Genomic DNA, 19,669 nt, shown 5'->3' on the forward strand with positions numbered 1-19,669 from the left:
GCCTGAAGAACATTGAGCGTCAGGCCACCGCTTCGGCAATTTGCTGGGCTTTTAACCACGCAATCTCTTCCGCCCAGATATCAGGATTGATGGTCTCCAGTATCAGCGGAATACCGTCAAAACGCCCATCCTGCATAATCCAACGAAACGCATCGTGGCCGATATTGCCTTCACCCAGACTGTGATGGCGGTCAACGCGGCTACCGAAGGCGCTTTTGGCGTCGTTCAGGTGCATTCCGCGCAAATACTGAAATCCGACAATTTTCCCGAATCCGGCGAACGTTTTTTCGCACGCCTCTGGCGTACGCAGATCGTATCCGGCGGCAAAGGCATGGCAGGTATCGATACAGACGCCAACGCGCGACTTATCTTCCACGCCGTCGATGATGGCGGCTAACTGTTCAAACTCAAACCCCAGATTACTGCCCTGACCGGCTGTATTTTCGATAACCGCCGTAACGCCCTCGGTCTGCGCGAGGGCAATATTGATGGATTCCGCGATCCGCGCCAGGCAATCCTCCTGTGCAATCTGCATCAGATGGCTACCGGGATGAAAATTAAGCAAGGTTAAGCCGAGTTGTTCACAGCGCTGCATTTCATCGAGAAAGGCATCGCGTGATTTTTCCAGCGCTTCACTGACCGGATGGCCCAGATTAATCAGGTAACTATCGTGGGGAAGAATTTGCGCCGCCGAGAAATGATACTTTTCACAGGCGATTTTAAAGTCATCAATGACCTGGGGAGTAAGGGGGGCGGCACGCCACTGACGCTGGTTTTTGGTGAAAAGCGCAAAGGCCGTTGCGCCAATTTCAGCCGCGCGGGCAGGGGCGTTAGCCAGACCGCCAGCAGCGCTGACGTGCGCTCCGATGTATTTCATAAAAGACTCCTGTTAAACCCGCTAACGGTTCATTACGAACGCTATGATAACGGGTTAACAGGCGTGAAACGTAATAATTTATGCGATAAGGCTATGGATTAGGACGTTAATGGCGCCACCGCCAATAATCAGCCAGGCGAATAATGCCAGCGCCATCAGCAGCGGTTTCGCCCCCGCTTTTTTCAATGCGCTAACGTGAGTGGTCAGACCCAACGCCGCCATCGCCATCGCCAGCAGCACCGTGTCCAGCGTCACCAGCATATCCACCACGGCTTTCGGCAGCAGGTGGAAAGAGTTGAAGATCGCCACTACGATGAAGAAAATAGCAAACCACGGAATGGTAATTTTGCTTTTTTCCGCGCCGGTCGCCGGTGAAAGCTGTTTAACGCGTGCCGCCAGAATGATCAGGAACGGCGCCAGCATCATGACACGCAGCATCTTAGCGATAACTGCCGCATTTTCCGCATCCGGGCTAACGGCGTGACCCGCGGCGACCACTTGCGCGACTTCATGCATGGTTGAGCCGATATAGATGCCGTAAGTTTCCGGGCTGAACCAGTGCGCCAGCAGCGGATACATTGCCGGGTAAAGGAAAATAGCGATGGTGCCGAAAATAACGACAGTCGCGACGGCTACAGTAACCTTACTGGCTTCCGCTTTTACCACCGGTTCTGTCGCCAGTACCGCCGCCGCGCCGCAGATACTGCTACCGGCGCCAATCAGCCAGCTGGTGTGCCTGTCCAGACCAAAGACTTTTTGGCCTAAGAAGCAGGCCAGCATGAACGTGCTGGAAAGCGTTAATACGTCAATCACAATACCGCTAATGCCCACGTCGGCGATTTGTGAAAAGGTAAGGCGGAAGCCGTAAAGGATAATCCCTAAACGCAGTAAATGTTGTTTTGCAAACAGCACGCCACCGTCGCATTGTTTCCATATTTGTGGATAGACGGTATTCCCGATAACCATACCCAGCAGGATAGCCAGGGTCAGGGCGCTGAACCCCGCGCCTGCAACGGCAGGGATAGCGCCGCCCCACAGAGCGACTCCTGTAATGACGGCGCTCAGAGCGAGCCCCGGTATAAAATGCCACATTGTACGACGATGATTCTGCAAGGTGAGTTCTGTCATAACCTTCTCCTGTATATGGACAATAAGGTTACGGTGATCTGGTTTAAAAATAAAATTGATTATATATTTATAATTAATCTTTATAAGTGGTAAGTGAAACGCTATCGGTGGGATACGACTATGCATATTACGCTACGACAACTTGAAGTGTTTGCTGAAGTACTGAAAAGCGGTTCAACAACCCAGGCGTCGGTCATGCTGTCATTATCGCAGTCCGCCGTTAGCGCCGCGCTCACCGATCTGGAAGGTCAGCTCGGCGTACAGTTGTTTGATCGGGTGGGGAAACGGCTGGTGGTCAACGAACATGGGCGCTTGTTATATCCGCGCGCGCTGGCATTGCTGGAGCAAGCGGTAGAAATTGAGCAGCTATTTCGTGAAGATAACGGCGCGATACGGGTTTATGCCAGTAGCACCATCGGCAATTACATTTTACCCGCCATGATTGCCCGCTATCGCCAGCATTATCCGGCCTTACCGCTGGAACTCAGCGTGGGAAACAGCCAGGACGTGATTAACGCGGTGCTGGATTTTCGGGTTGATATCGGCCTGATTGAAGGACCATGTCACAGTACAGAGATTATTTCTGAGCCGTGGCTGGAAGATGAGCTGGTGGTCTTTGCCGCGCCGTCCTCGCCGCTGACGCAGGGGCCGGTGACGCTGGAACAGCTTGCGGCATCCCCATGGATTTTACGCGAGCGCGGTTCCGGTACGCGGGAAATTGTCGATTATTTGCTGTTGTCGCATTTGCCGCGCTTTCATATGGCGATGGAGTTGGGGAATTCAGAAGCGATCAAACATGCGGTGCGTCATGGACTGGGGATAAGCTGTTTATCGCGCCGGGTGATTGCTGAACAACTCCAGGCGGGAACCCTGGGCGAAGTCGCGGTGCCGTTACCGCGCCTGGTGCGCACGTTGTGGCGTGTTCATCATCGGCAGAAACATCTTTCTAACGCGTTGCAGCGTTTTTTGAGTTACTGTGAATAAAGGTGAAGAGGAGGGCTGCCCGGGTGGCATCGCCATTTTTAGTATCCGCTTACGTATACGTTATTCTCTGCTTTACTTATAATCCGTGGCCGGTCATGAAGGTCTCTTATAACCGCGCATTTGTGTCGGAAGGATAGTATTTCGTCTGTTACAATCGCGCCTCATTTTTTGGATGGATAGCATTTTCACATGGGTTCCAAAACTAAAACCACAGAAGCGCCCGCGCTACGTCGCGAATTAAAGGCGCGTCACCTGACGATGATTGCCATTGGCGGCTCCATCGGGACAGGTCTTTTCGTTGCATCTGGTGCGACAATTTCTCAGGCGGGGCCAGGCGGCGCGCTGTTTTCTTATATTCTGATTGGTTTGATGGTCTACTTCCTGATGACCAGTCTTGGCGAGCTGGCGGCCTATATGCCGGTATCTGGCTCGTTTGCGACATATGGTCAGAACTATGTGGAAGAAGGCTTTGGTTTCGCACTGGGCTGGAACTACTGGTACAACTGGGCGGTGACTATCGCTGTTGACCTGGTTGCCGCGCAATTGGTGATGGGCTGGTGGTTCCCGGACACGCCGGGCTGGATCTGGAGCGCGCTATTCCTCTGCGTCATTTTCTTGCTGAACTACATTTCTGTACGCGGTTTTGGCGAGGCGGAGTACTGGTTCTCGTTAATTAAAGTCGCGACCGTTATTATCTTCATCATCGTTGGCGTAGCGATGATTATCGGCATCTTTAAAGGTGTCGAGCCGGTTGGCTGGAGCAACTGGACGACGGGCGATGCGCCTTTTGCTGGCGGTTTTGCGGCAATGATTGGCGTCGCGATGATCGTGGGCTTCTCTTTCCAGGGAACTGAGCTGATTGGTATTGCCGCCGGGGAATCTGAAAACCCGGAGAAGAATATTCCGCGCGCGGTGCGTCAGGTGTTCTGGCGTATTCTGCTGTTTTATGTTTTCGCGATTTTGATTATCAGCCTGATCATTCCTTATACCGATCCAAACCTGCTGCGTAACGACGTCAAAGACATTAGCGTCAGTCCGTTTACCTTAGTGTTCCAGCATGCGGGCTTGTTGTCTGCGGCGGCGATAATGAATGCGGTTATCCTGACGGCGGTACTGTCTGCGGGTAACTCCGGGATGTATGCCTCGACCCGTATGCTCTACACCCTGGCCTGTGACGGTAAGGCCCCGCGTATTTTTGCGAAATTGTCCCGCGGCGGCGTACCGCGCAATGCGCTTTATGCCACCACCGTGATTGCCGGTCTTTGCTTTTTGACCTCAATGTTCGGCAACCAGACGGTCTATCTGTGGCTGTTGAACACCTCCGGTATGACGGGCTTCATCGCCTGGCTGGGGATTGCCATTAGCCATTATCGCTTCCGTCGCGGTTACGTGTTACAAGGGTATGATGTGAATGATTTGCCGTACCGTTCCGGGTTCTTCCCGCTGGGGCCGATTTTCGCCTTTGTACTGTGCCTGATTATTACGTTGGGGCAGAACTATGAAGCGTTCCTGAAAGATACCATCGACTGGGGCGGTGTCGCGGCGACCTATATCGGTATTCCGCTGTTCCTGCTTATCTGGTTCGGCTACAAGCTGATAAAAGGTACGCATTTCGTGCGCTATAGTGAAATGCACTTCCCGGAACGCGTTAAAAAGTAACGCGGTATTCTCGTCATAGGCCGGATAGGCTTTATGCCGCCATCCGGCACGGACTGCCTGAACCTGACCCTTCTAACCCTCTCATTCGAGAGGGTTTTTTGTTTTTTCTTTATGATTGGTTCAAATGACATAATTATTAACAATTAAATTGATAATTATTATCGTTTGCTTTATCGTTACGCTCGAAATCAGAAAGGATGAAGATTCGGGCGCGACCGTCACTCATGAGCCCGACTCGCCTGCATAAAAAGAGTTCGCCGTGATAACCGTTATCGCAGGCGAAACGTAATGCGTTGTGAGCGATAACCGATTTTTTTTGTCGTATTTACCTCATGGAGAAATGGAATGTTTAGGTTTAACCCTTTCGTTCGGGTAGGGCTTTGTATGTCCGCAGTTACGTTGGCCTGGCCGGTTGCCGCGGCAACGGATGATGGTGAAACCATGGTCGTTACCGCGTCCGCCATCGAACAAAATCTGAAAGATGCGCCAGCAAGTATCAGCGTCATTACCCAGCAAGATTTACAGCGCAGGCCCGTGCAAAACCTGAAAGATGTCCTGAAAGAGGTGCCGGGCGTACAGCTCACTAACGAAGGGGATAACCGTAAAGGCGTGAGTATTCGTGGTCTGGACAGCAGTTATACGCTGATCCTGATCGACGGTAAGCGCGTTAACTCCCGTAACGCGGTCTTCCGCCATAATGATTTTGATCTGAACTGGATACCGGTTGACGCTATCGAACGTATTGAAGTGGTGCGTGGCCCCATGTCCTCGCTGTATGGCTCCGATGCGCTGGGCGGCGTGGTCAACATTATCACCAAAAAAATTGGTCAGAAATGGCACGGCAGCGTCACGGTTGACTCCACTATTCAGGAACATCGCGACCGTGGCGATACTTATAACGGTCAGTTCTTTACCAGCGGTCCGCTGATCGACGGCGTGCTGGGAATGAAAGCCTACGGTAGCCTGGCGAAACGCGAAAAAGACGAGCAGCAGAGTTCCGCCACCACCGCTACGGGTGAAACGCCGCGCATTGAAGGATTTACCAGCCGGGATGGAAACGTCGAGTTTGCCTGGACACCAAACGAAAATCATGACGTTACCGCAGGCTACGGTTTTGATCGCCAGGACCGGGACTCCGACTCGCTGGATAAAAACCGTCTGGAACGGCAAAACTATGCGTTGAGCCATAACGGACGTTGGGATCTCGGCAATAGTGAGCTCAAATTCTACGGCGAAAAAGTGGAAAACAAAAACCCCGGCAACAGTAGCCCTATCACGTCAGAAAGCAATTCGATTGACGGGAAATACGTTCTGCCGTTAGCGTCTGTCAACCAGTTCCTCACCTTCGGCGGCGAATGGCGTCACGATAAACTGAGCGATGCGGTGAACCTGACCGGCGGTTCCAGTACTAAAACCTCCGCCAGCCAGTACGCTCTGTTCCTTGAAGATGAGTGGCGCATCTTCGAACCGCTGGCGCTGACCACCGGTATTCGTATGGATGACCATGAAACCTATGGCGATCACTGGAGCCCGCGTGCTTATCTGGTCTATAACGCAACGGATACCCTGACGGTGAAAGGTGGGTGGGCCACGGCCTTTAAAGCGCCGTCGCTATTGCAATTAAGTCCGGACTGGGCGACCAACTCCTGCCGTGGCGGATGCCGCATTATCGGTAGCCCGGATCTGAAACCTGAAACCAGTGAAAGCTGGGAGCTCGGCCTTTATTACCGTGGCGAAGAAGGCATACTGGAGGGCGTGGAAGCGAGCGTTACCACGTTCCGTAACGATGTGGACAATCGCATCAGCATTAGCCGTACTCCTGACGTTAACGCCGCGCCCGGCTATTCCAACTTTGTCGGTTTCGAAACCAACAGTCGGGGACAGCGCGTTCCGGTCTTCCGTTATTACAACGTGAATAAAGCGCGTATTCAGGGCGTGGAAACCGAGTTGAAAGTTCCGTTTAACGAGGCGTGGAAACTGTCGTTGAATTACACCTATAACGACGGACGCGACGTCAGTAATGGCGGGAACAAACCGCTTTCCGATCTGCCGTTCCACACCGCGAACGGTACGCTGGACTGGAAACCGGCGCAGCTCGAAGACTGGTCATTCTACGTATCAGGGAATTATACCGGGCGTAAGCGGGCCGACAGCGCAACGGCGAAAACGCCGGGCGGGTACGTGGTCTGGGATACCGGCGCGGCATGGCAGGCGACGAAAAACGTTAAACTGCGTGCGGGCGTTCTGAACGTGGGCGATAAAGATCTCAAACGCGACGACTACGGTTATACCGAAGACGGACGTCGTTACTTTATGGCGGTGGATTACCGTTTCTGACAGAGACTGGCGACAGCCGCGTTTTGCCGCTGTCGCCAGAATGTTATAACCGATGCAGCCTGGAGAGCAGCGCCAGCGACAGAGTCGTTAGCAGAATGGCGATTAACGCATAGATATAAACGCCCGACCACGCCCAGCTATTTTTCACCATAATTACCGGCACACCGGCCATTGCCGCGCCGACATAGCTGAACAATCCCCGAAAGCCGGTAATCGATCCCGCCGCATCCTTATGGGTCACATCCAGACAGCCGACGGCAAAAAGCATATGCGGTCCGTATAAGGCGAAGCCCATGATGGTGAACAGAATCGCGGTGAGGGTGTAAGAGGTATCCTGAACCAGCGGCACCAGCACGATGCATATGCACAGCGCTAACGCGAAGATTAATCCGGTCATCCAGCGGTTACTTTTGAACATAAAGTCAGACAAGTAGCCTGCCAGCAACCCACCTGCCAGTCCGCCCGCCTCAAACCAGGAAATAATCGAGTTCGCTTTTATCAGGCTCCAGCCGTGAACCTGCGAATAGTAAATCTGCGGCCAGTCGTTAAGAATAGTGCGCGCAATATAAACCGACATATCACCGATAATAATGATCCATACCAGTGGATTGGTCAGGATATATTTCACAAAAATCTGCCAGAAGCTCAGGTTGACCGGGCTGGCCTTGACCTGGGCCAGTTCCGTCGGGTCGTTACGCCACTGCCCCACGTTGGGCAAACCTAACGTACCGGGACGATCTTTAATGGTAAATAGCGCCACTATCCCCATCAGCAGCGAAATGGCGCCGGGAACATAAAATCCCATTTTCCAGCTACCGCTAAAGGCGATAGCAAAACTGGTCAGCAGCGGCGCGAGGCTGCCGCCGATATTGTGCGCCGCTTCAACGATAGCCCACCAGCGTCCCCGTTCGTTTTTCGAAAACCACGAGGCCATAATTTTCGCCATCGGCGGAAAGCTGGTGCCCTGTAAGATCGCGTTGAGACTGTACAGCACGTAGAATGCCGCCACGCTGTCGGAAAAGCCGAACAGAATATTTACAATCCCCACGCCAATCAGCACTGGGCCGGTCATGGCTTTCGGGTTAATTTTATCGACCAGCATCCCGCCGACAAACTTCATCGCGCCATAAAGAATGTAAAAAATAGAAGACATAATGGCGAAGTCTTCTGCGGTCAGCGACGTTTCCGTCAGCATGGCCGGCATCGCGGCGGAGAAGTTTTTACGGGTAAGATAAAAGACGGCATAAGAGATAAAGACCGAGGCGATAATCTCAAAACGAAATTTTTTATAGGTCTGGTCTATCTCTTTTTTCTCTTTTACAATCGGCTTATCGGGCTGGCTGAAAATAAATGTTTTTATACTCATTTTAAAATTCCCTTCCGGCGAGGTGAGTCGCGTTATAATTCATCTTCAATAAGAAAAAGAAGCAATTCGAAACCGTGATAATTAATCTGATGGTGGATTTTTTCCCGTACAACCGGCTTCGCTTTCCAGGCAATACCGGTGCCAGCATGTTCTAACATCGGCAGATCGTTGGCGCCATCACCGCAGGCAATAATATTCTCCGTGGCAATATTTAACCGGGCAGCCAGGTCAACCAGCGTCTGTTTTTTGTTTGCGGCATTCATAATCGGCAAGGTAATGTTATCCGTCAGAACGTTATCGCGTATTTCAACCGTATTCGAAAAGGCATAATCCAGTTGATACCGTTCTTTTAGACGCTGGGTGAATATATCCAGTCCCCCGGAGATAATCGCGGTTTTAAATCCTTTGGCCTTGATGACTGGCAGAATAGTTAACAGGCCTGGCGAAAGGGTCATGCGATCGCATACGGCGTTCAGCACTGCTTTCGGTGTGCCTTTCAACATTCCGATACGTCGGGTAAAACTGGCGTTAAAATCAAGCTTGCCCTCCATCGCCTGTTGGGTAATGGCGGTGATTTGCGTCGACATGCCAAGCTCGCGGGCAATTTCATCCACGCCTTCTTCCGCAATAAATGTCGAGTCCATATCAAACGCGATAATACCGTTAGCAGGCAGTGGCTGCGGCTTAATAAAAAAATCAAACTGCCATTGCAATGAGAGTTCGCGTAAATAGCGATAAAATTCAGGCGTCAGACATTCCGCTGGCAGCGTAAGCTTTAAATAAGCGGTATTGATAAGCGCGGCATAACGTTTATCAAATAATAGCGGAAACGGCATGGTGACGGCATTAAATAACGTTTCCTGTAATTTTTTCTGAAACGTATCGATATCCTGTGTAGTAATAAAATAAATAATGCTCATATGATAACTCCCTTAATTTACGGGTATTATAATGGCTCTTTTGCGGCGTGGAATCTCGTGCTATCACAGATATCACAGCCAGAAAAGGGCTAAAAAAGCGTTGTTTTTGATACCAGGTAAAGTTCAGACACAAAAGGTATCACTTTTGATATGCCAACTGTGCGAGGATGTTATTTATTACTAAACGCGAATGACACTGAAAGGATTGATATAACGATGGAGAGTTGCCTTGATATATTCAAAATAGTAATAGGTCCATCCAGCTCACGTACCGTAGGGCCGATGCGCGCCGCCTGTCACTTTATTTCATTGCTCAGAGAACAAGAGACGTTGCCGCTAATTCGGGAAATTGAAATCGAGCTGTATGGCGCGTTATCGTTAAGCCGCAAGTGCCACAATGTGGATACCGCCCTTTATCTTGGGCTGCTGGGTTGCCAGCCGGAGAATGTCGATCTCCGTTCGCATATGGCGGTGATTAAGCGTGCGGAAAATGAAAACAAAATCGAACTCCCGCTCTCCGACGCGGGCGGAATCACGATAAAAGTCAAGATTATCGCCAATCACCAGGCGCATCCAGGCCATCCTTATGCCATGACGTTTCGCGCCAGAGATGATTATTTCACGGTGTATGAAGAGACCTGGTTTTCGACCGGCGCCGGACAGGTTCGCAAACATGGCGAGCCGCTGACGCCATCGCTTCCTTTGCGTACAGTGTCGCCCTTTGAATTTAGTCATGCCGCGCAGTTGCTGGCGCTGTGCCGACGTAATGGCCTGTCCGTGGCGGCGCTGATGATGAAAAATGAGCTGTGCCGCCACTCGCCACAGACGTTGCAGAATTATCTGGCGCAAATATGGGACGTGATGCAGCAGGCGGTTTATCGCGGCCTGCATACTGAGGGGGTATTACCCGGCCCCTATCAGGTACCGCGGCGCGCCTGTGCGTTACATAAGACGTTACAGGCGAACCGTTCCGCCAGCGATTTTTTAACCGCGCTGAATTGGGTCAATGCCTTCGCGATTGCGGTAAGCGAAGAAAATGCCAGCGGCGGACAGATTGTTACCGCGCCAACCAATGGTGCGTGCGGCATCATTCCGGCAGCGCTCTGCTGGTATGATAAATTTGTCACGCCGCTGGAGCCCGGTGCTCTGACCCGTTTCTTCCTGACCGCCGCCGCTATCGCGATATTGTTTAAACAAAACGCCTCTATTCTGGGATCTGAAGTTGGCTGTCAGGGGGAAGTCGGCGTGGCGTGCTCAATGGCGGCGGCGGGCCTGGCTGAACTGATGGGCGCATCCGTGGAGCAAACGCTGAGCGCCGCTGAAATTGCCATGGAACATCATCTGGGATTGACCTGCGATCCGCTGGGCGGGCAGGTACAAATTCCCTGCATAGAGAGAAACGCCATCTCTGCCGTGAAAGCGATAAACGCGGCGACGATGGCGATGAGTCGCGTAAGCGAACCCTGTATTTCGCTCGATGAGATCATTGCTGCGATGTACGAGACCGGTAAAGACATGAGCGCTAAATACCGTGAAACGTATCATGGTTCGCTGGGGAAAATTCAGCCGCGCAAGAGAGGGTAACAGCGTGAAATACAATACGATGAATAACGACGAGATTATCCTGTCGTTGTGCGCCCGCTTAAAGGAGACGCGTCTGTCTCTTTCGATGACCCAGCAGCAGCTTGCCGATCGCGCGCACGTTGGCATCGCTACCATCAAGCGTATCGAGAAGGGGGGAGGGCTCAATCTTGATACGTTAATTTCTCTCCTGCGGGCGCTGGATAAGTTGCATAATCTCGATGCGGTGCTGTTTGAATCCGAGCTGCGTAATTTTCACGAAAGTTATGAAGGCGGAGAGGGCAGCGGCCGCCTTCAGGTACGCCAGCAGGCCGCGGATTTAAATAATAAATCTTCCGCGCCGCAGTCGGAGGAGGTGAATTACAGCGCGGCGCTGGAAAATTCATTATGTTGGTGACGTCTCACGCTCGTCCCGTAAATACCGGGCATGAAAGCGCAGATGGTCCTCGATGAAGGACGCAATAAAATAATAGCTATGATCGTAGCCAGGCTGGATTCGTAGCGTCATCGGCCAGGCGGTTTGCCGCGCGGCTTCCGCCAGTACGGCGGGCTGAAGCTGATCGGCGAGGAATTGATCGCTGTCGCCCTGATCGATGAGCACAGGAATGGCGTCCTGCGGCTGGCTGGCCAGCATTAATTCGCAGCTATCCCACTCAGTCCAGGCTGATTCATCTTCGCCGAGATAAGCGGTAAGCGCTTTGATTCCCCACGGCACGCGGCTGGGGTTGACGATAGGCGCAAAAGCAGAGACGCTGGTGTATTTACCCGGATTTTTCAGCGCCATGATTAATGCGCCGTGGCCGCCCATCGAGTGCCCGCTGATGGCGCAACGGTCGCTGACGTTAAACTGTGTCTGGATAAGCGCCGGAAGCTCATCGCGCAGGTAATCGTACATGCGATAATGGCTGGCCCAGGGCGGCTGTGTGGCATTGAGATAAAACCCGGCGCCGTGGCCTAAATCGTATCCGCTATCGTCGGCGACCTGTTCACCGCGTGGACTGGTATCCGGCATCACCAATACAATGCCCAGTTCTGCTGCGATACGCTGCGCGCCTGCTTTGGTGGTAAAATTCTCATCATTGCAGGTCAACCCGGACAACCAGTACAGTACCGGAGGCGGTTCATTATCCTGAGTCGGCGGAAGAAAAATGCTGAATGTCATGGCGCAGTTTAGCGTGGCGGCATGATGACGCCAGCGCTGCTGCCAGCCGCCAAAACATCGGTGCTCTTCGAGCATTTCCATGCGGGGGCTCCTTTTATGGTGAACCTGATAAGGTATGCAGATTCTTCATAATACAGATTATTCACCGCGTTGTGAGTAACTTTCACTTCCGTAATACATAAACATGCTTCATCATTTAAATAACGTTGCGTTAACAAATATGCCCTTTGTCCTGCCAGCATTCTCGCACCGGAAAAGATGTCATGAAAGGCAGCGACAATTTCAACAATTATGGGCGTGAATACTGGATTATGTGCGCTACCTCACGCACAATAATCACACTGTCACAATATTGACAAACTTTGCCCCATGCAGGGCAGAGGCGCCACACCTGCAGGAGAACACGATTAATGCCATCACTCAGTAAAGAAGCGGCCCTGGTTCATGACGCGCTGGTTGCCCGGGGGCTGGAAACGCCGCTGCGCCCGCCTATGGATGAACTGGATAATGAAACGCGAAAAAGTCTTATCGCAGGGCATATGACTGAGATTATGCAGTTGCTGAATCTCGATTTGAGCGATGACAGTCTGATGGAAACGCCGCATCGTATCGCTAAGATGTACGTTGACGAGATTTTCGCCGGCCTCGACTATGCCAATTTCCCGAAAATTACCCTCATTGAAAATAAAATGAAGGTGGATGAAATGGTCACCGTCCGCGATATCACGCTGACCAGCACCTGTGAACATCACTTCGTGACCATTGATGGCAAAGCGACCGTCGCGTATATCCCCAAAGATTCCGTGATCGGCCTGTCGAAAATTAACCGCATCGTGCAATTCTTCGCCCAGCGTCCGCAGGTTCAGGAACGTTTGACCCAACAAATTCTGACGGCGCTGCAAACCTTGCTCGGCACCAATAATGTAGCGGTATCGATTGATGCGGTGCATTACTGCGTGAAAGCGCGCGGTATTCGTGACGCAACCAGCGCCACGACGACGACGTCGCTGGGTGGATTGTTTAAGTCCAGCCAGAATACGCGCCAGGAGTTTCTGCGTGCCGTTCGCCATCATCCATGATTAAGGCGGAGACGATGGAGCGTAATGTCACGCTGGATTTTGTACGTGGCGTCGCTATCCTCGGTATCCTGCTTCTTAACATTAGCGCCTTTGGATTGCCGAAGGCGGCTTATCTCAATCCCGCCTGGTACGGCGCGATCGTTCCCGAAGACGCCTGGTCCTGGGCGATTCTCGATATTGTGGCGCAGGCTAAGTTTCTTACGCTGTTCGCGTTGTTGTTTGGCGCGGGGCTACAAATGCTGCTTCCGCGTGGTAAACAGTGGATTCAGTCGCGCTTAACGCTATTGGTACTGTTAGGTTTTATCCATGCGTTATTCTTTTGGGACGGCGACATTCTGCTGGCCTACGGTCTGGTCGGGTTAATTTGCTGGCGACTGGTACGCGACGCGCCTTCGGTAAAAAGCCTGTTCAATACCGGCATACTCCTTTATCTGGTCGGGATTGGCGTGCTACTGCTGCTGGGCGTGGTATCGAGTAGCGAAACCAGCCGCGCCTGGACGCCGGATGCGTCGGCAATATTGTATGAAAAATACTGGAAGCTGAACGGCGGCATGGAGGCTATCAGCAACCGGGCAGAGATGCTGTCAAATAGTTTACTGGCGCTCGGCGCGCAGTATGGCTGGCAACTGGCAGGTATGATGCTGCTGGGCGCCGCGCTAATGCGTAGCGGCTGGCTGAAAGGTCAGTACAGTCTGCGGCACTATCGCCGTACCGGGGTTCTGCTGGTGGCGTTAGGGCTAATGATCAACCTGCCTGCGGTCATTTTACAATGGCGGCTGGACTGGGCGTACCGCTGGTGCGCCTTCTTATTGCAGGCGCCGCGTGAACTGAGCGCGCCGTTGCAAACGCTGGGCTATGCCGCGCTGATGTTTGGCTTCTGGCCGCAGCTTAGCCGATGCAGACTGACGCTTGCCATTGCCTGCGTAGGGCGAATGGCGCTGACCAATTATTTGCTGCAGACGATCATCTGTACCACGCTCTTTTATCAGTTTGGCTTATTTATGAAATTCAATCGACTGGAACTCTTGTTCTTTGTCGTTCCGGTATGGGCAATAAACCTTCTCTTTTCCGTCATCTGGCTACGTTTCTGGCGACAGGGACCGGTCGAGTGGTTATGGCGTCAACTCACGTTGCGCGCGTCAGGATCGCTCAGATAACGATCTGAATCACATTCATTAACAAAATCGCTGTAACCGTTTCCATCCCTGTGATGTTTCTCACGTAGTCCTGTGCAGGGTGCTGACAAAATAGCCGCCTGCTAACGGGGCATTTGTGAGCATTTTTGAACTCAAACAGGGCAGTGAATATGATCACCATTCGTGATGTAGCGCGCCAGGCTGGCGTGTCTGTAGCGACCGTTTCCCGCGTACTGAATAACAGCGCGTTGGTCAGTCCCGACACCCGTGACGCCGTTATGCAGGCCGTCACCCTGCTGGGATATCGGCCAAATGCGAATGCGCAAGCGCTGGCCACCCAGATGAGCGATACCATCGGTGTCGTGGTCATGGATGTTTCCGATGCCTTTTTCGGCGCTCTGGTGAAAGCCGTAGATCTGGTCGCGCAGCAGCACCAGAAATATGTTCTCATTGGCAACAGTTATCATGAGGCGGAAAAAGAGCGCCATGCGATTGAAGTCTTGATCCGTCAGCGTTGTAACGCATTGATTGTTCACTCAAAAGCCTTAACCGATCGCGAGCTGAGCGACTTTATGGATCAGATCCCCGGTATGGTGCTGATTAACCGTATCGTGCCGGGTTATGCGCATCGTTGTGTCTGTCTCGACAATGTGAGCGGCGCCAGAATGGCGACCCGAATGTTGCTGAATAATGGACATCAACGCATCGGCTACCTGGCCTCCAGCCACCGTATTGAAGATGACGCGATGCGCAGAGAAGGGTGGTTATACGCGCTGCAAGAGCAGGGGGTTGCTGCGTCGGAGAGCTGGATTGGCACCGGCACGCCGGATATGCAGGGCGGCGAGTCGGCAATGGTTGAGTTGCTGGGACGCAATCTGCAACTGACGGCGGTATTTGCCTATAACGATAACATGGCGGCGGGCGCGCTGACGGCGTTAAAAGATAACGGCATCGCTATTCCCTTGCATCTGTCTGTCATCGGTTTCGATGATATCCCTATTGCTCGTTATACCGATCCTCAGTTGACTACCGTGCGCTATCCTATTGCTTCTATGGCGAAAATCGCGACCGAGCTGGCGTTACAGGGGGCCGCAGGCACGCTGGATATCACGGCGACGCACTGCTTCATGCCGACGCTGGTACGGCGCCATTCGGTGGCGTGGCGACAGAATGCGGTACTGATCACTAACTGATTATGCCCCGCATGTAACCGTTTTCAATCTGTGAGTAAATTCACAGTTTATTAACATTGTGATAGCTATGATGACAACGTTTGTCGCATTGTAACTAATGTGTAACAGTTAGTTGTCAGTTTTGCTGGGGTATTTCGCTTATAAAAACCGTTATCACAATATCCCGCGACTACCGGACAAAAATAAAGAGTTGAATAAGAGCTTATCCCATTAGGGCTATTTTACTTGCCATTTTGGACCTGGGCAGTGCTCGCCAAAACGCGTTAGCGTTTTGAACGCCGCTAGCGGCGGCCCGAAGGGCGAGCGTAGCGAGTCAAACCTCACGTACTACGTGTACGCTCCGGTTTTTGCGCGCTGTCCGTGTCCAAACTGGCTGCGCCAATAACGCCTGGTGGGATAGGCTCTAAATACGCTTCGGCGTTCAGTAACACGCGTTAACGTGCTGAACAGCCGGGCATTTTTTTACGCTATACCCTACATAATAAAACCGGAGCTACCATGAATAAGAAGGTACTGACCCTTTCTGCCGTGATGGCAAGTCTGTTATTCGGCGCGCACGCGCACGCGGCTGATACTCGTATTGGCGTGACGATTTATAAATATGACGATAACTTTATGTCCGTGGTGCGTAAGGCTATTGAAAAAGATGGCAAATCCGCGCCGGATGTTCAGCTACTGATGAATGACTCGCAAAACGATCAGTCCAAACAGAATGATCAAATTGACGTTTTATTGGCGAAAGGGGTTAAAGCTCTGGCGATTAACCTGGTCGACCCGGCAGCCGCCGGTACGGTGATTGAGAAAGCGCGCGGGCAAAATGTGCCGGTGGTGTTCTTTAACAAAGAGCCTTCCCGCAAAGCGCTGGACAGCTATGACAAGGCGTATTATGTCGGGACTGACTCTAAAGAATCCGGTGTGATTCAGGGCGACTTGATTGCCAAACACTGGCAGGCGAATCAGGGTTGGGATCTGAATAAAGACGGTAAAATTCAGTATGTTCTGCTGAAAGGCGAGCCGGGGCACCCGGATGCTGAAGCCCGTACGACGTATGTGGTGAAAGAGTTAAATGATAAAGGTATTCAGACCGAGCAACTGGCGTTAGACACCGCCATGTGGGATACCGCGCAGGCAAAAGATAAGATGGATGCCTGGCTGTCTGGCCCGAACGCTAACAAGATTGAAGTGGTTATCGCGAATAACGATGCGATGGCGATGGGCGCGGTAGAGGCGCTGAAAGCGCATAATAAATCGTCGATTCCGGTCTTTGGCGTCGATGCGTTACCGGAAGCTTTGGCGCTGGTGAAATCGGGCGCGATGGCCGGTACGGTACTGAATGACGCCAACAATCAGGCGAAAGCGACATTCGATCTGGCGAAAAACCTCGCCGAAGGCAAGGGCGCGGCTGACGGCACCAGCTGGAAGATTGAGAACAAAATCGTGCGCGTGCCTTATGTCGGCGTGGACAAAGACAATCTGAGCGAATTTACCCAAAAATAACTTTTCCGTCTGTGGGCGCAATTTTGTTGCGCCCTGAAACCGTGGAAGGATGACGTGCCGCAGACCGGATAACGTATTTCTTTTGCCATCCGGCGCGGATAGTCATAATTAAAAAGGCCGACAGGGTATCATTATGGGCAGCACGATTTCTCCGCCGTCGGGTGAATATTTGTTGGAAATGCGTGGCATTAACAAATCATTTCCCGGCGTGAAAGCGCTTGATAATGTCAACTTAAACGTTCGTCCGCACTCTATTCATGCATTAATGGGCGAAAACGGCGCAGGCAAATCAACATTATTAAAATGTCTTTTTGGTATTTACCAAAAAGATTCCGGCAGCATTGTATTTCAGGGAAAAGAAGTGGACTTCCATTCGGCGAAAGAAGCGCTGGAGAATGGGATTTCGATGGTACACCAGGAGTTAAACCTGGTATTACAACGTTCGGTCATGGATAACATGTGGCTGGGACGTTATCCCACCAAAGGTATGTTTGTCGACCAGGATAAAATGTACCAGGATACCAAAGCGATATTTGATGAACTGGATATCGATATTGACCCGCGCGCGCGCGTAGGAACGTTATCCGTTTCGCAAATGCAGATGATCGAAATTGCGAAGGCGTTTTCCTATAACGCTAAGATCGTTATTATGGATGAACCGACCTCATCGTTAACTGAGAAAGAGGTTAATCATCTGTTCACCATTATTCGCAAGCTGAAAGAACGCGGCTGCGGCATTGTTTATATCTCGCATAAAATGGAAGAAATTTTTCAATTGTGCGATGAAATTACTATCTTGCGCGACGGTCAGTGGATTGCCACCCAGCCGCTGGAAGGGCTGGATATGGATAAGATCATTGCGATGATGGTCGGGCGTTCCCTGAACCAGCGCTTTCCGGATAAAGAAAATAAGCCGGGCGACGTGATTCTGGAGGTTCGTCACCTGACCTCGCTGCGCCAGCCTTCCATTCGCGATGTCTCCTTTGATTTGCACAAGGGCGAAATTCTGGGCATTGCCGGTCTGGTTGGGGCAAAGCGTACCGATATCGTCGAAACGCTGTTTGGCATTCGTGAGAAGTCGTCCGGGACAATCACTTTACATGGCAAGAAAATTAATAATCACACTGCGAACGAAGCGATTAACCACGGTTTTGCGCTGGTGACAGAAGAGCGTCGTTCTACCGGAATTTATGCCTATCTGGATATCGGGTTTAACTCATTAATTTCGAATATCCGTAATTATAAAAATAAAGTGGGGTTACTGGATAATTCCCGGATGAAAAGCGACACCCAATGGGTCATTGATTCCATGCGGGTAAAAACGCCGGGGCATCGCACGCAAATTGGTTCACTTTCCGGCGGCAATCAGCAAAAGGTGATCATTGGTCGTTGGCTATTGACGCAGCCGGAAATATTAATGCTGGACGAACCGACCCGCGGCATTGATGTCGGCGCAAAATTTGAAATTTATCAGCTTATTGCGGAACTGGCGAAAAAAGGCAAGGGGATCATCATTATCTCTTCTGAAATGCCGGAGCTGTTAGGGATTACCGATCGTATCCTGGTGATGAGTAACGGTCTCGTTTCCGGCATTGTCGATACTAAAACAACAACGCAAAACGAAATTTTGCGTCTTGCTTCTTTGCACCTTTAAGATCAGGGGCTCCTTATGAGTGCGTTAAACAAGAAAAGCTTTTTGACCTGGCTGAAAGAGGGCGGAATTTACGTCGTTCTTTTAGTGCTGCTGGCGATTATTATTTTCCAGGATCCGACTTTTTTAAGTTTGCTGAATTTAAGTAATATTCTGACGCAATCTTCGGTACGTATTATTATCGCGCTGGGCGTGGCGGGACTCATCGTCACCCAGGGGACAGACCTGTCGGCGGGGCGTCAGGTAGGGCTGGCGGCGGTCGTGGCGGCAACATTACTGCAATCAATGGAAAACGCCAATAAAGTGTTTCCGGAAATGGCGACCATGCCGATTGCGCTGGTCATCCTGATTGTCTGCGCGATTGGCGCGGTGATTGGCCTGGTGAACGGTATCATCATTGCTTACCTGAACGTGACGCCGTTTATTACCACGCTTGGCACGATGATTATCGTTTATGGGATCAACTCCCTTTACTATGACTTTGTCGGCGCTTCGCCCATTTCCGGCTTTGACAGCGGCTTTTCCACCTTTGCGCAGGGCTTTGTGGCGATGGGCAGTTTCCGGCTCTCATACATCACCTTTTACGCCCTGATTGCGGTAGCGTTTGTCTGGGTGCTGTGGAATAAGACCCGCTTTGGTAAAAACATTTTTGCTATTGGCGGCAACCCGGAAGCGGCGAAAGTTTCTGGCGTAAACGTGGCGCTGAACCTGCTGATGATCTATGCGCTCTCCGGCGTGTTTTATGCCTTCGGCGGCTTACTGGAAGCAGGGCGTATTGGTTCTGCCACCAACAACCTCGGCTTTATGTATGAACTGGATGCGATTGCCGCGTGCGTGGTCGGGGGCGTATCGTTTAGCGGCGGAGTGGGGACGGTCTTCGGCGTGGTGACCGGCGTCATTATCTTTACCGTCATCAACTATGGCCTGACCTATATCGGGGTAAACCCGTACTGGCAGTACATTATCAAAGGCGGCATTATCATTTTCGCCGTGGCGCTGGACTCGCTGAAATACGCGCGTAAGAAGTAGTTATCCAGACCTATTACCTTGCTTATCAGATAACCCGGCGCAGCGAAACTGCGCGCCGGGCTTCATACCG

At 51.8% G+C, this 19,669-nt stretch carries 16 protein-coding genes; 11 read left to right on the forward strand and 5 right to left on the reverse strand.

The genetic code is table 11. The features are described 5' to 3' along the window. Nucleotides 1-19: 19 nt before the first annotated feature. Complete coding sequence (gene nfo / locus ACH0WD_RS14320; protein WP_000873914.1) at nucleotides 20-877, reverse strand: deoxyribonuclease IV; 858 nt, start codon at nucleotides 875-877, stop codon at nucleotides 20-22. Nucleotides 878-955: 78 nt separating this feature from the next. Then, nucleotides 956-2,005 (reverse strand): YeiH family protein, encoded by a 1,050-nt coding sequence (locus ACH0WD_RS14325; protein WP_000137966.1) that lies wholly within the window; start codon nucleotides 2,003-2,005, stop codon nucleotides 956-958. Between the two features lie 120 nt (nucleotides 2,006-2,125). Here ACH0WD_RS14325 and yieE point away from each other — a divergent pair, with 120 nt between their 5' ends. The 3 genes from yieE to cirA all read left to right on the forward strand — a co-directional run bounded on the left by yieE (nucleotide 2,126) and on the right by cirA (nucleotide 6,985). Further along, on the forward strand, nucleotides 2,126-2,989 hold the full coding sequence (gene yieE, locus ACH0WD_RS14330) for a DNA-binding transcriptional regulator YeiE (RefSeq protein ID WP_000548316.1): 864 nt from the start codon (nucleotides 2,126-2,128) through the stop codon (nucleotides 2,987-2,989). Nucleotides 2,990-3,178: 189 nt separating this feature from the next. Beyond that, nucleotides 3,179-4,648, forward strand: a complete 1,470-nt coding sequence (gene lysP / locus ACH0WD_RS14335; RefSeq protein ID WP_000535000.1) for a lysine-specific permease — start codon at nucleotides 3,179-3,181, stop codon at nucleotides 4,646-4,648. 345 nt (nucleotides 4,649-4,993) lie between these two features. Next, complete coding sequence (cirA, locus tag ACH0WD_RS14340) at nucleotides 4,994-6,985, forward strand: catecholate siderophore receptor CirA (protein ID WP_000488251.1); 1,992 nt, start codon at nucleotides 4,994-4,996, stop codon at nucleotides 6,983-6,985. 43 nt (nucleotides 6,986-7,028) lie between these two features. On the opposite strand, the gene ACH0WD_RS14345 is transcribed toward cirA, so the two are convergent. Both ACH0WD_RS14345 and serB read right to left on the reverse strand, forming a co-directional pair. After that, complete coding sequence (locus tag ACH0WD_RS14345) at nucleotides 7,029-8,351, reverse strand: MFS transporter (RefSeq protein WP_000023806.1); 1,323 nt, start codon at nucleotides 8,349-8,351, stop codon at nucleotides 7,029-7,031. A gap of 32 nt (nucleotides 8,352-8,383) precedes the next feature. Next, the gene (serB, locus tag ACH0WD_RS14350) at nucleotides 8,384-9,271 is read right to left on the reverse strand and encodes a phosphoserine phosphatase SerB (protein ID WP_000022914.1); all 888 of its coding nucleotides are present in this window, start codon (nucleotides 9,269-9,271) and stop codon (nucleotides 8,384-8,386) included. Nucleotides 9,272-9,487: 216 nt separating this feature from the next. Here serB and ACH0WD_RS14355 point away from each other — a divergent pair, with 216 nt between their 5' ends. Together ACH0WD_RS14355 and ACH0WD_RS14360 are read left to right on the forward strand one after the other, a co-directional pair. Further along, on the forward strand, nucleotides 9,488-10,855 hold the full coding sequence (locus ACH0WD_RS14355; RefSeq protein ID WP_001518989.1) for an L-serine ammonia-lyase: 1,368 nt from the start codon (nucleotides 9,488-9,490) through the stop codon (nucleotides 10,853-10,855). A 4-nt stretch (nucleotides 10,856-10,859) separates the two neighbouring features. Then, entirely contained in the window at nucleotides 10,860-11,249 is a 390-nt protein-coding gene (locus ACH0WD_RS14360; RefSeq protein WP_000876817.1) for a helix-turn-helix domain-containing protein, read from the forward strand. Here the strand turns inward: ACH0WD_RS14360 and fghA are convergent. Next, nucleotides 11,238-12,095, reverse strand: a complete 858-nt coding sequence (fghA, locus tag ACH0WD_RS14365) for an S-formylglutathione hydrolase (protein ID WP_000425488.1) — start codon at nucleotides 12,093-12,095, stop codon at nucleotides 11,238-11,240. The genes ACH0WD_RS14360 and fghA overlap by 12 nt on opposite strands. Before the next feature lie 329 nt (nucleotides 12,096-12,424). On the opposite strand from fghA, the gene folE reads away from it, so the two are divergent. The 6 genes from folE to mglC all read left to right on the forward strand — a co-directional run bounded on the left by folE (nucleotide 12,425) and on the right by mglC (nucleotide 19,599). Next, the gene (gene folE / locus ACH0WD_RS14370; RefSeq protein ID WP_001139611.1) at nucleotides 12,425-13,093 is read left to right on the forward strand and encodes a GTP cyclohydrolase I FolE; all 669 of its coding nucleotides are present in this window, start codon (nucleotides 12,425-12,427) and stop codon (nucleotides 13,091-13,093) included. A gap of 14 nt (nucleotides 13,094-13,107) precedes the next feature. Beyond that, entirely contained in the window at nucleotides 13,108-14,250 is a 1,143-nt protein-coding gene (gene yeiB / locus ACH0WD_RS14375; RefSeq protein ID WP_001518079.1) for a DUF418 domain-containing protein YeiB, read from the forward strand. Nucleotides 14,251-14,399: 149 nt separating this feature from the next. Continuing rightward, on the forward strand, nucleotides 14,400-15,422 hold the full coding sequence (gene galS, locus ACH0WD_RS14380) for an HTH-type transcriptional regulator GalS (protein ID WP_000628624.1): 1,023 nt from the start codon (nucleotides 14,400-14,402) through the stop codon (nucleotides 15,420-15,422). Between the two features lie 498 nt (nucleotides 15,423-15,920). Then, a complete protein-coding gene (mglB, locus tag ACH0WD_RS14385) occupies nucleotides 15,921-16,919 on the forward strand; it encodes a galactose/glucose ABC transporter substrate-binding protein MglB (protein WP_001036943.1) in 999 nt (332 codons plus the stop codon). Nucleotides 16,920-17,052: 133 nt separating this feature from the next. Continuing rightward, complete coding sequence (mglA, locus tag ACH0WD_RS14390; protein WP_000535907.1) at nucleotides 17,053-18,573, forward strand: galactose/methyl galactoside ABC transporter ATP-binding protein MglA; 1,521 nt, start codon at nucleotides 17,053-17,055, stop codon at nucleotides 18,571-18,573. Between the two features lie 15 nt (nucleotides 18,574-18,588). Beyond that, a complete protein-coding gene (mglC, locus tag ACH0WD_RS14395) occupies nucleotides 18,589-19,599 on the forward strand; it encodes a galactose/methyl galactoside ABC transporter permease MglC (RefSeq protein ID WP_001275101.1) in 1,011 nt (336 codons plus the stop codon). Nucleotides 19,600-19,669: the final 70 nt, after the last annotated feature.

This window comes from Salmonella sp. 2020_1395, from assembly GCF_043848115.1.
In the GTDB taxonomy this organism is placed as follows: domain Bacteria; phylum Pseudomonadota; class Gammaproteobacteria; order Enterobacterales; family Enterobacteriaceae; genus Salmonella; species Salmonella enterica.

Excerpts from the sequence above, each read along its gene's own strand:
- yeiB (WP_001518079.1), top strand. The coding sequence starts at position 13,108 with ATGGAGCGTAATGTCACGCTGGATTTTGTACGTGGCGTCGCTATCCTC.
- ACH0WD_RS14345 (WP_000023806.1), bottom strand. The coding sequence starts at position 8,351 with ATGAGTATAAAAACATTTATTTTCAGCCAGCCCGATAAGCCGATTGTA.
- cirA (WP_000488251.1), top strand. The coding sequence starts at position 4,994 with ATGTTTAGGTTTAACCCTTTCGTTCGGGTAGGGCTTTGTATGTCCGCA.
- yieE (WP_000548316.1), top strand. The coding sequence starts at position 2,126 with ATGCATATTACGCTACGACAACTTGAAGTGTTTGCTGAAGTACTGAAA.
- lysP (WP_000535000.1), top strand. The coding sequence starts at position 3,179 with ATGGGTTCCAAAACTAAAACCACAGAAGCGCCCGCGCTACGTCGCGAA.
- nfo (WP_000873914.1), bottom strand. The coding sequence starts at position 877 with ATGAAATACATCGGAGCGCACGTCAGCGCTGCTGGCGGTCTGGCTAAC.
- folE (WP_001139611.1), top strand. The coding sequence starts at position 12,425 with ATGCCATCACTCAGTAAAGAAGCGGCCCTGGTTCATGACGCGCTGGTT.
- serB (WP_000022914.1), bottom strand. The coding sequence starts at position 9,271 with ATGAGCATTATTTATTTTATTACTACACAGGATATCGATACGTTTCAG.
- galS (WP_000628624.1), top strand. The coding sequence starts at position 14,400 with ATGATCACCATTCGTGATGTAGCGCGCCAGGCTGGCGTGTCTGTAGCG.
- ACH0WD_RS14325 (WP_000137966.1), bottom strand. The coding sequence starts at position 2,005 with ATGACAGAACTCACCTTGCAGAATCATCGTCGTACAATGTGGCATTTT.
- mglA (WP_000535907.1), top strand. The coding sequence starts at position 17,053 with ATGGGCAGCACGATTTCTCCGCCGTCGGGTGAATATTTGTTGGAAATG.
- mglC (WP_001275101.1), top strand. The coding sequence starts at position 18,589 with ATGAGTGCGTTAAACAAGAAAAGCTTTTTGACCTGGCTGAAAGAGGGC.
- mglB (WP_001036943.1), top strand. The coding sequence starts at position 15,921 with ATGAATAAGAAGGTACTGACCCTTTCTGCCGTGATGGCAAGTCTGTTA.
- fghA (WP_000425488.1), bottom strand. The coding sequence starts at position 12,095 with ATGGAAATGCTCGAAGAGCACCGATGTTTTGGCGGCTGGCAGCAGCGC.
- ACH0WD_RS14355 (WP_001518989.1), top strand. The coding sequence starts at position 9,488 with ATGGAGAGTTGCCTTGATATATTCAAAATAGTAATAGGTCCATCCAGC.